Annotated in this window: 13 protein-coding genes and 1 tRNA gene; 5 read left to right on the top strand and 9 right to left on the bottom strand. The window is 55.9% G+C overall.

Going from position 1 to position 12,960, the window contains the following annotated elements; translation table 11 throughout:
- Window positions 1-212: 212 nt before the first annotated feature.
- From Q0O07_RS10895 to ispG, 3 genes are read right to left on the bottom strand one after another with little or no spacing between them, the layout of a single operon-like run.
- Window positions 213-1,115, bottom strand: coding sequence for a DMT family transporter (locus tag Q0O07_RS10895; RefSeq protein WP_295493561.1), 903 nt, complete (start codon window positions 1,113-1,115; stop codon window positions 213-215).
- A 2-nt stretch (window positions 1,116-1,117) separates the two neighbouring features.
- Complete coding sequence (locus Q0O07_RS10890; RefSeq protein ID WP_295493558.1) at window positions 1,118-1,603, bottom strand: GNAT family N-acetyltransferase; 486 nt, start codon at window positions 1,601-1,603, stop codon at window positions 1,118-1,120.
- A complete protein-coding gene (ispG, locus tag Q0O07_RS10885; protein ID WP_295493565.1) occupies window positions 1,600-2,739 on the bottom strand; it encodes a flavodoxin-dependent (E)-4-hydroxy-3-methylbut-2-enyl-diphosphate synthase in 1,140 nt (379 codons plus the stop codon). Before ispG ends, Q0O07_RS10890 begins: the two co-directional genes overlap by 4 nt.
- A gap of 176 nt (window positions 2,740-2,915) precedes the next feature.
- Here ispG and Q0O07_RS10880 point away from each other — a divergent pair, with 176 nt between their 5' ends.
- From Q0O07_RS10880 to Q0O07_RS10870, 3 genes are all read left to right on the top strand, one after another.
- Complete coding sequence (locus tag Q0O07_RS10880; RefSeq protein WP_295493555.1) at window positions 2,916-3,464, top strand: phosphatase PAP2 family protein; 549 nt, start codon at window positions 2,916-2,918, stop codon at window positions 3,462-3,464.
- A gap of 109 nt (window positions 3,465-3,573) precedes the next feature.
- Complete coding sequence (locus Q0O07_RS10875; protein WP_295493552.1) at window positions 3,574-4,506, top strand: isoaspartyl peptidase/L-asparaginase family protein; 933 nt, start codon at window positions 3,574-3,576, stop codon at window positions 4,504-4,506.
- A 39-nt stretch (window positions 4,507-4,545) separates the two neighbouring features.
- Complete coding sequence (locus Q0O07_RS10870; RefSeq protein ID WP_295493550.1) at window positions 4,546-5,382, top strand: S1/P1 nuclease; 837 nt, start codon at window positions 4,546-4,548, stop codon at window positions 5,380-5,382.
- Here Q0O07_RS10870 and Q0O07_RS10865 read toward each other — a convergent pair.
- From Q0O07_RS10865 to Q0O07_RS10850, 4 genes are all read right to left on the bottom strand, one after another.
- On the bottom strand, window positions 5,379-5,648 hold the full coding sequence (locus Q0O07_RS10865) for a hypothetical protein (protein WP_295493548.1): 270 nt from the start codon (window positions 5,646-5,648) through the stop codon (window positions 5,379-5,381). The genes Q0O07_RS10870 and Q0O07_RS10865 overlap by 4 nt on opposite strands.
- A gap of 1 nt (window position 5,649) precedes the next feature.
- Window positions 5,650-5,850 (bottom strand): toxin-antitoxin system HicB family antitoxin, encoded by a 201-nt coding sequence (locus tag Q0O07_RS10860; RefSeq protein WP_295493545.1) that lies wholly within the window; start codon window positions 5,848-5,850, stop codon window positions 5,650-5,652.
- 9 nt (window positions 5,851-5,859) lie between these two features.
- Window positions 5,860-6,759, bottom strand: coding sequence for an SPFH domain-containing protein (locus tag Q0O07_RS10855; RefSeq protein WP_295493542.1), 900 nt, complete (start codon window positions 6,757-6,759; stop codon window positions 5,860-5,862).
- A 113-nt stretch (window positions 6,760-6,872) separates the two neighbouring features.
- A complete protein-coding gene (locus Q0O07_RS10850; RefSeq protein ID WP_295493540.1) occupies window positions 6,873-9,008 on the bottom strand; it encodes a M3 family metallopeptidase in 2,136 nt (711 codons plus the stop codon).
- A gap of 209 nt (window positions 9,009-9,217) precedes the next feature.
- On the opposite strand from Q0O07_RS10850, the gene Q0O07_RS10845 reads away from it, so the two are divergent.
- On the top strand, window positions 9,218-10,150 hold the full coding sequence (locus Q0O07_RS10845) for a hypothetical protein (RefSeq protein ID WP_295493538.1): 933 nt from the start codon (window positions 9,218-9,220) through the stop codon (window positions 10,148-10,150).
- A 50-nt stretch (window positions 10,151-10,200) separates the two neighbouring features.
- Window positions 10,201-10,276, top strand: a tRNA-Val gene (locus tag Q0O07_RS10840).
- 180 nt (window positions 10,277-10,456) lie between these two features.
- On the opposite strand, the gene Q0O07_RS10835 is transcribed toward Q0O07_RS10840, so the two are convergent.
- Together Q0O07_RS10835 and Q0O07_RS10830 are read right to left on the bottom strand one after the other, a co-directional pair.
- Complete coding sequence (locus tag Q0O07_RS10835; RefSeq protein WP_295493534.1) at window positions 10,457-12,457, bottom strand: 3-hydroxyacyl-CoA dehydrogenase NAD-binding domain-containing protein; 2,001 nt, start codon at window positions 12,455-12,457, stop codon at window positions 10,457-10,459.
- 131 nt (window positions 12,458-12,588) lie between these two features.
- On the bottom strand, window positions 12,589-12,960 hold a 372-nt coding region (locus Q0O07_RS10830; RefSeq protein ID WP_295493531.1), incomplete at its 5' end, for an NAD-binding protein.

The following is a 12,960-nucleotide window of genomic DNA, read 5'->3' as shown; positions in this document are numbered from 1 at the left end:
TCATGATTTTCATGACGCAGTTGCTGCCTTCAACCACCTACCCCGTGCGCCGCGAGATCAAGACGATGATCTACTCCGCGCTAGCGGCTTAGGGAAACCCCCACCCCTCGTCATCCTGAACTTGTTTCAGCATAACAGGCGGTGGTTCGTTATCCTGAACCAAGTTCAGGATGACGACGCATTGGGTTTGTGAAAGAAGCTTTGCCCCCTCCCTAAACCGTCGCAATCTCCACCTGATTGACAGGCTCGGGCTTTGCCCTTGCCGCGATCAGGCTTCCGGCCACGATCAAGGCCGTGCCCAAAAGGACGGGCAGGGTCACAGGCTCGGCAAAGAACAGCCAGCCGAAAAACGCCGCCCAGACAAAGCCAGTATATTCGACCGGAATCAAAATCTGTGCCTCGGCGCGGGCATAGGCCCAGCTCAGCAGTAATAACGAGATAATCGCCAGCGCCGCGGCACCGCTGATCATGGGCGCATCGGACATGCCGATCGGCTGCAAAAAATATGGCGCGAAAAGGCCAAGCGTTAACGCCACAAACAGATTCTGGAAAAAGGCGATTTCAATGGGCCCCGCCACTTGCGCCTGCCGCCGGGCGAGGATCAGATTATACGCAAACACCACAGCCGAACCCAACACCGCCGCAGCGCCCCAGAGATGGCCGCTGGTATAGTCTCCGCTCAACCGGCCAGCCATGATGATCAATACCCCGCCAAGCCCCGCCAGCGACGCCCAGATGGCAGAGCGGCCTATCGTCTCGCCTAGCATAACAGCGGCAAGATAGAGCGCGATGACAGGCGCGATAAAGCTCAACCCAATGGCCTCCGCCAGCGGCAATTGCGTCAATGACCAGAAAAAGCTGACCGCCATCACCGACACGATTATGCTGCGCCAAATATGCATTTTCAGGATATCGACTGGCGGCCATTTCTGTCTCGTTCCGACAAACAATAGGCCCATGAACAATGCACCAAAGCAATTGCGCCACATGACGGCATTATAGGCACCCAGCGAAAGCGCCAGATCCTTCATCGCCGCATCCATCAGCGAAAATGTACCAATGCCTGCTGCCGCCACCATGAACGGGATGAACGGACGCGGGTGCAGTTCAGCCATGTTTACAGCCTGTGTGCGGCAAGATTATCAAGCGCCGCGCCGTCAACGCGGTAGACGGTCCATTCGTCCATCGGACGTGCGCCAAGCGCCTTATAAAAATCAATGGCTGGCGTGTTCCAATCCAGCACTGACCATTCGAGCCGCGCACAATCCCGTTCGACCGCAAGGGCGGCAAGCCTGCCCAGCAACGCCTTGCCAAGCCCTGACCCACGCGCATCCGGCCGGACAAATAAATCCTCCAGATAGATTCCGGGTCGTCCTTCGAAGGTCGAAAAATTGTGGAAGAATAAAGCAAAGCCCTGCGCCACCTTGTCGATCTCGCCGATCAGAACCTCAGCATAAGGCCGCGGCCCAAACAGCTTTTGCGCCATCACCGCTTCATCAAAACGCACGGCATGCGCAAGCTTTTCATATTCCGCAAGGTCGCGGATAAATTGCCCGATGAGCGAGATGTCGCTTGGCGTTGCCACCCGTATCGAGAGGCTCAAGCCGCTTTCCCGTGCAGCGTATCCATGCTGACGCTGGTGCCTGCGTCAATCTCTGCGGCTTTCGCTTCGACCAAGCGCACGATATGCGCGACCATGTCGTCATCCTCGACATGATGGTCGGTAACGCCAGACAGATAGACCATATGCTTGCCATTGCCGCCACCAGTTATACCGATGTCGGTCTCGCGCGCTTCGCCGGGGCCGTTGACGACGCAGCCAAGGACAGAAAGCGACATGGGTGTCTTGATATGGCCAAGCGCATCTTCCAGCTTTTGCACCGTGCGGATGACGTCAAAGCCTTGGCGCGCGCAGCTTGGGCAGCTGACGACGCGCACGCCGCGGGTGCGCAGGCCCAAGGCTTTCAGGATTTCATAGCCGACGCGCACTTCTTCTTCGGGTTCGGCAGACAGGCTGACGCGGATCGTATCGCCAATGCCGGCCCACAATAAATTGCCCATGCCGATGGATGATTTTACGGTTCCGCCAATAAGGCCCCCCGCTTCGGTAATGCCAAGATGCAAGGGGCAGTCGACGGCGTCGGCCAAGCCCATATAAGCGGCAACCGCCAGAAAAACGTCCGATGCCTTCACCGCGACTTTAAATTCGTGGAAATCATGGTCCTGCAGCAACTTGATATGGTCAAGCGCGCTCTCAATCAGCGCCTCCGGGCAAGGCTCGCCATATTTTTCGAGCAGGTCTTTTTCCAAGCTTCCGGCGTTCACGCCGATCCGGATCGCGCAGCCATTAGCTTTGGCGGCGTTGACGACTTCCTTCACGCGCGCCGATGAACCGATATTGCCGGGGTTGATACGCAAGCACGCCGCACCCGCGTCCGCCGCCTCCAACGCGCGTTTGTAATGAAAATGGATGTCGGCAACAATCGGCACATTGGCCGCACGGACAATCTGTTTCAGCGCCGCCGTGCTTTCCACATCGGGGCAGGAAACGCGGATGATATCGACGCCTGCATCCTCACACCGGCGGATCTGGTCAATCGTCGCAGCCGCATCGCTGGTCAGCGTATTGGTCATGGTTTGCACCGAGATTGGGGCATTTCCACCAACAGGGACGTTACCGACCATGATCTGGCGGGACTGACGACGCGCGATATCGCGCCACGGGCGAATAGAAGACATTGACGGGTTATAGGCGGCTTGGGATTTTCCCGCAATCATCATCCTGAACTTGTTACAATATGGTGTGCTGGGCCCTATCGTCCGCCTGCCATGGCATAGCCTTAATATCGTATAGGCTATCGCTCTGTACGCGCCCATAGGCCCGACGGGGCGATAGAGAACATAAAGGACGTCATATGAAAAAGCAGATCAGCCGAGTTGTTCTAGCGCTTTTACTGGCAGCAGCGCCGATGCAAGCGCAGGCCAAAAATGAAAAGGCGTGGGCAACCGCAAGCGATGTGGGCGTTGCTGGGTTAAGCTTGGCTGCGCTTGGCCTGCCCATCGTGCAAGGCGATAAACAAGGCGCGTTTCAGGCAGCAGGATCGCTTGGTGCCACTGCATTAGTCACAACGGGACTGAAAAACACCTTCCCCGAATTGCGCCCCGATGGCAGCGACCGGAAGAGTTTTCCATCTGGCCATACCAGCACTGCCTTTGCCGCCGCCGCAACCTTATACAATCGCCAGGGCGCCGACATTGGCTTGCCTGCCTTGCTTGCCGCAAGCTTTGTCGGCTTGGCGCGTGTTCAGGCGGACAAACACCATTGGTATGACGTGGTGGTCGGCGCGGGCATTGGCACAGCATCTGGGTTTTTGATCACGCATAAACGCAGCGCACGACAGGCCGTGGTTTTGCCATGGGGCGACAGCACGAGCGGCGGCGTGAGCGTCGCGATGCGTTTCTGATTATCTTTTGGGTGACCCGCATTTTGGCGATGTCATCTGGTTGCTTTTGATACTATCCGGATTGGTGTAGCATAGCTGCCCACCCCGGAAGTCCAAAAGGAACAGATTGATGACCCCGCCAAAATGGACCCTGTTGATTCATGGCGGCGCGGGCAGCATGGTGCGCTCGAATTTTTCTGCAGAGCAGGATGAAGGCGCGCGCGCTGGTCTATCAACGGCGCTGGAAGCGGGATCCGCTGTGCTTGCCTATTCCGGCAGTGCCATGGATGCAGTTTCCGCCGCTGTCATGGCGCTGGAAGATGACGCACATTTCAACGCTGGGTATGGCGCGGTGTTCACGTATAAAGGTATTAATGAACTCGACGCCGCGATCATGGACGGCAAGACGCTGGGTGCAGGTGCAGTGACTGGCGCGCGCTACACACGCAACCCCGTCCTCCTTGCCCGTGCGGTCATTGAACATAGCCCAAACGTCATGCTGTCGCGCGAAGGCGCAGACGAATTCAGCCGCGAACAAGGGCTGGACCAAGTCGACCCCGATTATTTTGCGATCCCCGAACGCTGGCGCCAGCTGGAAGAGCTAAAGGCGAAGAAGCTGGGCTGGTACGATATCGATATGAAATATGGCACCGTCGGCGCGGTCGCGGTTGATCAGGATGGGAATGTCGCTGCTGCCACCTCGACCGGTGGCCTCACTGGCAAACGTTGGGGCCGGATCGGCGACTCACCCATCATTGGCGCAGGTACTTACGCCGACAATCGCGCCTGCGCAGTGTCAGCCACAGGCGCTGGCGAATTTTTCATTCGGTTGGGCGTTGCACATGAAATCTGCGCGCGGATGCGGATGCTGGGCGAAGATGCCAAGCTTGCTGCCGACCATGTCATAAACGAATTAGGCCAATTGGGCGGCACCGGCGGCGTCATCGTCACCGCGCCCGATGGCACGTCAACATTCAGCTTCAACACGCCGGGCATGTATCGCGGAAAGGCCAGCAGTGCCGGGGAGAAATTTGTTGCTATCTACGGCGATGAATCTGCTTAGTGCTTTGATTTACACGCAGTTGCATCTTATGGACGCTGCATGAAACGCTTCCTTATTTCGCTCGCCCTCTTGTTTGCTCCACTGGCACCTGCCCAGGCTTATTGGGAATATGGCCACGAAACCGTGGCGCACATTGCCCAGGCCAATATGTCGCCATATGCGCGTGCAAATATGCAGCGTCTGTTGAGGGCGGCGCCTATGTTGGGCACGCCAAAATGCGCGATGCGCAATATTGCGGACGTCAGCGTTTGGGCGGATTGCATCAAGGGCGACCGGGTTCGCTGGGGCTATACCAACAGCTGGCACTACCAAAATGTCGACATCTGCAAGCCGTTCGATCTGAAAAGCGCCTGCGCCGATGGCAATTGCGTTTCTGCGCAGATTGACCGCAACTTTGCGCTTCTATCGAACAAGTCCCTGCCCGCGCATGTCCGGTTGGAGGCGCTTGCATTTCTGGTGCATTTTGTCGGCGACATCCACCAGCCATTGCATGCTGGCGACCGGGCCGATCGCGGCGGCAATGACCTAAAAACCACTTATGGTGTGATGCCGGGATATAATCTCCATTCGGTGTGGGACGGGCTTTTGGCCGACCGCGCACTGTCAGCCGCGCCCTTCATAGTCCGCCGGTTTTCCCCAGCCGAAAAAGCAGCAGTCGTGCAAGGCAATGCGCGCAGTTGGAGTGAAGAAAATTGGGCCGTGTCGCGCGACATAGCCTATCCGCGCGCCATGGATGGTGACGCCTGTGGCGCAAAGCCAACCGCACCCGTCATCATTGACGAAGCCGATGTCGCGGCCTCGCGCGCAGCATTGCGCCAACAGGTGGAACGTGGCGGCATCCGTTTGGCGCGGTTGTTGGACGAGGCTTTAGGCTAAGCGCCCCAACCTCCGCGCCATTTCCACCCGCCTTCGGTATGGTTGCGGACGATGACGAGGAAAATGGCAGTCGTGGTCAGCATGAGCCCCACAGTTACAAACGTAGGCATGGCGCCATGGACGTCCGCGAACAGCCCCAAACCCACCATCACCAAAAGATAGACCGCCAATGTTACACAGCCCTGCCACCTGAACGGCAGTCCTGCACCGTAACCGAATTTCTTCGCCCGGAACCAAGGCTCTTTACCCGAAAATAAAGCTAGCATCTCAAGTCTCCTTTGCCGGACGTCCGCGTTTTGGCATTTCACTGACCCCAACCTTCATGCCGCGCTTGGCCAATGCCTCCCGCAACAGCACCTCAATTTCGGCATTGGCGCTCCGGAAATCGGCCGCCGCGCACCGTTCGATGCAGGCAAATAATGCCGGATCGAGCCGGAGCGGGAAGGCCTTTTTGGACGGAGCGGACAATGTGTTGACCTAGCTGTATAAGGTGCCAGCATTGACCACGGGTTGCGTGTCACGCTCACCGCACAGAACAACCATCAGGTTGGACACCATCGCCGCGCGGCGTTCGTCGTCAAGTTCGACAACGTTTTTCGCCGACAGCATCTCAAGCGCCATTTCGACCATGCCGACTGCGCCCTCAACCAAGGTCTTGCGCGCGGCAACCACGGCCTCGGCCTGTTGACGACGCAGCATGGCGCCCGCGATTTCCTGCGCATAGGCCAAATGGGTGAAGCCACATTCGTCCACAGTGATGCCTGCAACGCGCAAACGCTCCATCAACTCCAGCCGCAATTCGGCGCCAACTTGGTCATGATTACCGCGCAACGTCACTTCCTGATGTGTGAAGTCATCATAGGGGTAGCGCGCGCCAATGGTGCGGACTGCCGCCTCAATCTGGGCGAGCACGAACGCCTTATAATCATCCACATCGAACAATGCTTGCGCAGTGTCCGTCACGCGCCACACAACCTGCGCCGCCATCTCAATGGGGTTACCGCGCAAGTCGTTTACTTTGATCTTTTCGGAAATCAGGTTGTTCGCGCGTAGCGATATCTTGGCCTTGGCAATCCAGGGCCAAGTCCACCGCAAGCCTTCGTTCCGGTCCGTGCCCTTATATGCTCCGAACAATGTCAGCGCGACGCCCTGATTAGGTTGCAGCATGTAAAAGCCGCTCGAGACGAAAAGGAAAATAGCGATGCTTAGCCCCATGCCGAGGAAATCGGCATTCGGTTCATCCGGTATGACACTCGACATCGCCCAGCCAAACCAAAGCATGCTCCCCAGAAGGACGAGCAACATCACATAGCCGTTAAAGCTGCGCGCGGCGACCTCGCGGCTTGCATTCAGATTATTTGCAGAATCATCGGTCATCATAATCTCCCTAAAAAGATGATATCATATTTATATCGCTTTTGGAAAATCACAACAAAAAAGGCTGCGCAGAATTTCGCCTGCGCAGCCCCCTTTTTCATTTGGAAGAAGCGTTATTCGCCGGTCGGAAATCCGCGTTTTTTCATGATGTATTTGACGTCGGGATCACGACCACGAAATGCGCGATAGGCCGCGATCCGGTCGGTTTCATTTCCAGTCGCCATCAGCATGGAGCGGAAACGCTCTGCCGTTTCCTTGTCCCAGACATCACCCTTTTCGGTGAAGGCGGCCCAAGTGTCGGCATCCATCGTTTCGGACCAAAGATAGCTGTAATAGCCCGCCGAATAGCTGTCGCTGGAAAACAGGTGGTTAAATTGCGGCAAGCGGTGCCGCATGACCATTTCCTTTGGCATGCCAATTTCTGCAAGCGTATCGCGTTCAAAGGCAGCGGGATCGGCCACAGGCTCGCTTCGGTTATGCAATTTCATATCCAATATTGCGCTCGACAGATATTCAACCGTGGAGAACCCTTGGTTGAACGTATCGCTTGCCCGTATTTTCTCCACCAAAGCGGCTGGAATGGGCTCTCCGGTCTTATAATGCTTGGCATAAGTGTTGAGAATATACGGCGTCAGCAGCCAGTTTTCGTTCACTTGGCTGGGATATTCGACAAAATCGCGCGGTGTCCCGCCAAGGCCAGGCCATGTGATGTCGGAGTTCAGATAATGGATCGCATGACCAAATTCGTGGAACAAGGTTGAAGCGTCATCGATGCTGATCAACGTTGGCACGCCATCGGCGCCGGGCACGAAGTTGTTGTTGTTCGACGCCAGCACAATGTTGTTCTTGCCGCCCAAACTGTGCTGGCTGCGATAGGTGGTCATCCACGCGCCTGAACGCTTGCCTGCGCGTGCGAAGTTGTCGAGGTAAAACAGGCCAACGACCTTGCCATCGCGCCTGACTTCAAATGTCCGTACTTTGGGTTCAAACACAGGAATCGTACCGGTGTTTTCAGTGAAGCTCATATCGTACAGCTTGCCTGCGGCATCAAACATTGCGGCGACCATATTATCCAATTGGAAATATGGCTTTACCGCTTCCTGATCGAGGTCATATTTCGCCTTGCGCACCTTTTCGGCGTAGAAGCGATAATCCCATGGTTCGACCGTTATGTTGTCCGCATTGGCAATCGCCTGCATGTCCGCGACTTCTTCACGCACGCGCGCGGCTGCGGCCGGCCAAACCTTCATCATCAGGTCCATTGCTTTATTCGGGTCCTGCGCCATCGTATCGGCCATCCGGTAATGCGCATGGGTCGGGAAGCCCAATATCTCGGCACGTTGCTGACGCAGCTTTAGGACTTCGGCGATGGTCGCGTTGGTGTCATTGGCATTCTTGTTATCACCGCGCTTGGTGAAGGCACGCCAGACTTTTTCGCGCAAATCGCGGCGGGTCGAATTTTCAAGGAATGGCTGTACCGCTGAACGGGTGTTGACGACGGCCCATCCGCTTTGGCCCTTCGCCTTGGCTGCGGCTTGCAACGACGCGACAAAAGTGTCTGGTAGGCCAGCCAAATCGGCCTCCTGCGTGATCAGAATGAAAGTTTCCTCATCCGCAAGCACCTTGTCGGAAAAAGCGGAAAACTTCTTCGATAGGTCGGTCTCAATGCGGATGACTTGCGCTTTCTGTGCCGCATCCAACATCGCGCCATTGCGGACCAATCCGTCATAGGTCCGCTCCAACAGCCGCATCTGCTTGGTATCGAGACCCAGATTGGCGCGTTGGTCATATAAATATTTCACACGCTGGAAATACCGCGCATCCAACGCCAATTCGGAGAAGAACGCACTCAGCTTTGGTTCCCACTCGGCCTGAATTTTGCGCACTTCGGGGGTAGACAGATTCGAGGAATGGACACCCCAAATGGAGAATAAGCGGCCGATCTTTTCCCCGGACAGCTCGCTGGCGGTGATCGTATTGTCAAAGGTGATGGCTCCGGGCTTTGCAAGCATGGCTTCGAATTCAGCCTTCGACGCAGCCATCGCGGCTTGGAATGCTGCGGGGAATTGCGAGACCTTCACCTGATCCCATGGTGGCACGCCATCATAAGGTCCCGTCCATTCCTGCAGCAATGCGGGTTCATTCGCAGCCTGGCTGGCATTCATTTTTTGTGTTTGTGCAACCGCTGTCATTGATACTCCTGACAATATAAGCGCCGCTGCGCTCATCATGATGTGATGTCTTCTCATCTAATTTTGCTCCTTTGAGTCATGCCGCGGCGATGCTGGCGCTTCATGCACAAGGGGATAGCGCATCGTGCAGCGTAAGCAAACCTCCTGTCCGCCAAAACTGTTTCCTCCAATATGGAGATAATTTGGAGATAAGTTTTACAAATGAACTGTCATTTTTTTCGTGCGTTCACAAAAGCATAATCTTATCATACAGTTGTTTGAAAAATATGCCAGACCTCTCAATTCCTAGCCGCACGGGCCAAAACGGACGCATTGCGATGATCGCCGGGGGATCATTGGAGCGAGATACCAAACTTGCGTTGCTGGCAAAATTGGCCGGTTGCACGCCGTTGCCAATGGAAGATACGCAACCTGCGGATTTTCTGCTGATCGACCTTTCCTCCGAAACGGAGAGACTCAGCGATATCATATCGCGGATAACGCATTATCTGCAAACACATCGCAGCACTGCATTGATTTGGTCCAAGATGGAGTCGCTGGAAGAAGTTTATGCGGCGTTTCCGCACGGCCAATGTCACTTTCTGGTCAATGCGGATGACGTCGAAGCAATGCCTATTTTGGTGGGCGCATTTGGACGAATCAGAATGGATCGATTGCAGGAGAAAGACCAAGAAGTAGAATTCAGATCGCTGCACCGGATCAGCGACGAGTTAGCCGAATTCGCCCGAACGCTGGCGCGGATGGCTGATCCAGAGCCGAAGGATAAGATAAGGGATAAATCGACTGGCTTTAGGGCAGCGCCTTTGGGGGGATTTCAAGGATTCCCGGGCGAGAATTCGGTCGCCAACGATGCCGCGGCGAAGCTCAGTCTGCGCGAAATTATCAAACTGCGCCGGTTACGCGAACAGTTTTTCCCGCCGGACCTGTTTGCAGATCCGAGTTGGGATATCCTGCTTGACCTTAAGGCAGCAGCGCAAGAGGGGCAGCGCGTATCCGTATCCAGCCTGTGTATCGCCGCTGCGGTGCCGCCGACGACAGCCTTAAGATGGATTTCTGCGATGACCGAAAGTGGCATGCTCTTGCGGCGGCAAGACCCAGCCGACGCACGGCGCGTGTTTATTGAGCTTTCCTCCGAAACTTCCGCGAAAATGGACGATTATTTTGCAGCGATCGGCGCGCGCTTTTCGCCTATCATTTAAATGGCCTTGCCAAATGTGTTTCGCTTTGGCAAAGGCCCGTCTCCCGAGAGGGGCGCTTAGCTCAGTTGGTAGAGCATCTCGTTTACACCGAGAGGGTCAGCGGTTCGAGCCCGTTAGCGCCCACCATATTTCTCAATGGCTTAAATGCCATGATCTCAGCGGAATTTCCCCACCAGCAATCACAGAGCACGTCACCTGCATTGTTTCGATGCGGCGATGTTTTGGGCTTGCTGCTTCGGTTGCCCATCGCTGCGCCGATTCGCCCACCCGGCGCATTGTACGGCGCCGGGTCTGTTGCTGCAAATATCAGACTTTGGCTTTCAAGCTCTCTGCGACTGTGACGCCATGGCGCTCGAGCGCTTCCACAATCTTGCCTGCGCCTTCATATTCGCCCCAGAACATGGGGCCGCCGCGATAAATCGGCCAGCCATAGCCATAGATCCAGACCACATCGATGTCGGATGCGCGCTGGGCTTTGCCTTCTTCAAGGATTTTGTAGCCTTCATTGACCATAGGGTAGAGCGTGCGTTCGACGATTTCCTGGTCACTAATCTCGCGCTTGGGCAGATTTGAAGTGGCGCGGAATTCCTCGATAATCGCCAGCGCCTCGGCACTTGGCGTGCCGACACGTTTTTCATCATAATCGTAAAAGCCCTTGCTGTTCTTCTGACCAAAAAGGCCAGCCGCACATAGCGCGTCGCGGATGGTCTCGACCTTTGACGGGTCACGATGCCAGCCAATGTCGAGGCCAGCCAGATCGCTCATCTGAAACGGTCCCATGGGCATGCCGAAATCGGTATGCACCTTGTCGATCTGAGCGGGCGTCGCGCCCTCCAACAGCAATTGCATCGCTGGCTCCTGACGCGTGGACAGCATCCGGTTGCCGATAAAGCCATGGCATACGCCAGCGACTACGGCCACTTTGCCGATTTTCTTGCCAATCGCCATGGCCGTGGCCAGCACGTCTAGCGCGGTTTTGTCGCCACGCACGACCTCCAGCAATTTCATGACATTCGCAGGCGAGAAGAAATGCATGCCGACGACATCTTGCGGACGCGCGGTGCTGGCGGCGATTTCGTCAATGTCGAGATAGGATGTGTTCGACGCGAGAATCGCGCCGGGCTTGCAAATGTTGTCCAGCTTTCCAAACACGTCTTTTTTGACTTCCATGCTTTCATAGACGGCTTCGATGACAAGGTCGCAGTCGGCCAGATCATCGAGCGTCAATGACGGCGTCAGCAAGGCCATCATTTCCTCTACATGCTCAGGCGAGAAGCGTCCCTTGGCTGCACTGTTTTCGTAATTTTTGCGGATAACGCCAACGCCGCGGTCCAAATTTTCCTGCACCATTTCGACGATGGTCACGGCAATGCCCTTTGACAGGAAATTCATCGAAATCCCGCCGCCCATAGTGCCCGCACCAATCACGCCGACTTTCTTAATATCACGCAACGCAATGTCTTTAGCCAGCCCGTCAATCTTGGCGGCTTGGCGTTCGGCAAAGAACATATGACGCTGCGCCGCAGATTGCGATCCGCCCATCAGCTTCAAAAACTCCGCACGTTCGAACTTCATACCTTCGTCAAAGGGCAACCGCGTTGCCGCCTCGACACAGGCAAGATTGGCATAAGGCGCATCAAAGCCTTTCCACTTTTTGGCATTGGCTGACTTCAATTGTGCGATGATCCCAATATCACCCACCAGCGGACGATCCCGCGTTGACCGTGGGCCAATAGCGATCAATTCGCGTGCATAAGCAATGGCGTCGTCGGCAAGGCTGTTTTCACCCGCCAACCGGTCGACCAAACCAATCGACGCCGCCTTCGTCGCCGACAAAGGCTCGCCAAGCGCACACATGGTGGCGGCGGCTTCGACGCCGACGACGCGCGGTAGCCTTTGTGTACCTCCAGCGCCCGGTAAAAGGCCAAGCGTAACCTCTGGCACACCAAGCCGCGCGGACGGCACGGCGATGCGGTAATGGCACACCAGAGCGGTCTCCAGACCTCCACCAAGCGCCGTGCCATGAATGGCAGCGACAACAGGTTTGCCGGCAGCTTCAACCATGGTCAACACGGCGTTCAAATCCGGGCCTTGCGGTGGCTTGCCAAATTCGGTGATGTCGGCACCGGCGATAAAGGTCGATCCTGCACAGCGCAGCACAATGGCTTTTACATTATCATCCGCCAGTCCCTGTTCGAAACTGTCTTTCAACCCCTGCCGGACATGCCAAGACAAAGCGTTGACGGGGGGATTGTCGACAAGCACCAAAAGGACGTCGTCAAATTTCTGTGTGGTTACTGATTGCACGGGCAACTCCTAATTTTTAAGGTTCGGCGCGTTTGCCGGTTGTCGAGTGATGAAGGAACTGGCGGCAGTCGTAATATGTTTTCTGTAGGCTTTGCAATCCTGCTGCTCAAAGCTTTCCGACGTCGTACAATTTACGCTTGGGCTTTTAGGGTTTGGATGATTGCCGAAAAATCGCGGGCACCATTTCCGGCTTCGTCAAATTGGGCGTACAGTTCTGCCGCCCGCGCGCCCATTGGCACATCGGCGTTGACTGACTGCGCGGCCTCCATCGCCAGCTTCAGGTCCTTCAGCATGAGCGCGGTCGCAAAACCGCCCTGATAATCATTGTCCGCAGGCGATGTTGGCCCAACACCTGGAACCGGGCAATAGCTGGTCATCGACCAGTTTTGACCCGAGGCTTTGGACGAGATATCGTAAAAAGTCTGGAGATCAAGGCCAAGCTTTTCCGCCATAATAAAGGTCTCACAGGTCGCTATCATCGATGCTCCCAGCAGCATGTTGTT

The sequence above is a fragment of the Sphingorhabdus sp. EL138 genome (genome assembly GCF_945890115.1).
Taxonomy (GTDB): Bacteria; Pseudomonadota; Alphaproteobacteria; order Sphingomonadales; family Sphingomonadaceae; genus Sphingorhabdus_B.
Note: the sequence above shows the minus strand (reverse complement) of the source record. Positions and strands in the feature narration are given on the sequence as shown.

Coding starts and splice junctions, on each gene's coding strand:
- Q0O07_RS10855 (WP_295493542.1), bottom strand. CDS start 6,759: ATGACCGATGATTCTGCAAATAATCTGAATGCAAGCCGCGAGGTCGCC.
- Q0O07_RS10870 (WP_295493550.1), top strand. CDS start 4,546: ATGAAACGCTTCCTTATTTCGCTCGCCCTCTTGTTTGCTCCACTGGCA.
- Q0O07_RS10845 (WP_295493538.1), top strand. CDS start 9,218: ATGCCAGACCTCTCAATTCCTAGCCGCACGGGCCAAAACGGACGCATT.
- Q0O07_RS10850 (WP_295493540.1), bottom strand. CDS start 9,008: ATGAGAAGACATCACATCATGATGAGCGCAGCGGCGCTTATATTGTCA.
- Q0O07_RS10895 (WP_295493561.1), bottom strand. CDS start 1,115: ATGGCTGAACTGCACCCGCGTCCGTTCATCCCGTTCATGGTGGCGGCA.
- Q0O07_RS10865 (WP_295493548.1), bottom strand. CDS start 5,648: ATGCTAGCTTTATTTTCGGGTAAAGAGCCTTGGTTCCGGGCGAAGAAA.
- Q0O07_RS10880 (WP_295493555.1), top strand. CDS start 2,916: ATGAAAAAGCAGATCAGCCGAGTTGTTCTAGCGCTTTTACTGGCAGCA.
- Q0O07_RS10875 (WP_295493552.1), top strand. CDS start 3,574: ATGACCCCGCCAAAATGGACCCTGTTGATTCATGGCGGCGCGGGCAGC.
- ispG (WP_295493565.1), bottom strand. CDS start 2,739: ATGTCTTCTATTCGCCCGTGGCGCGATATCGCGCGTCGTCAGTCCCGC.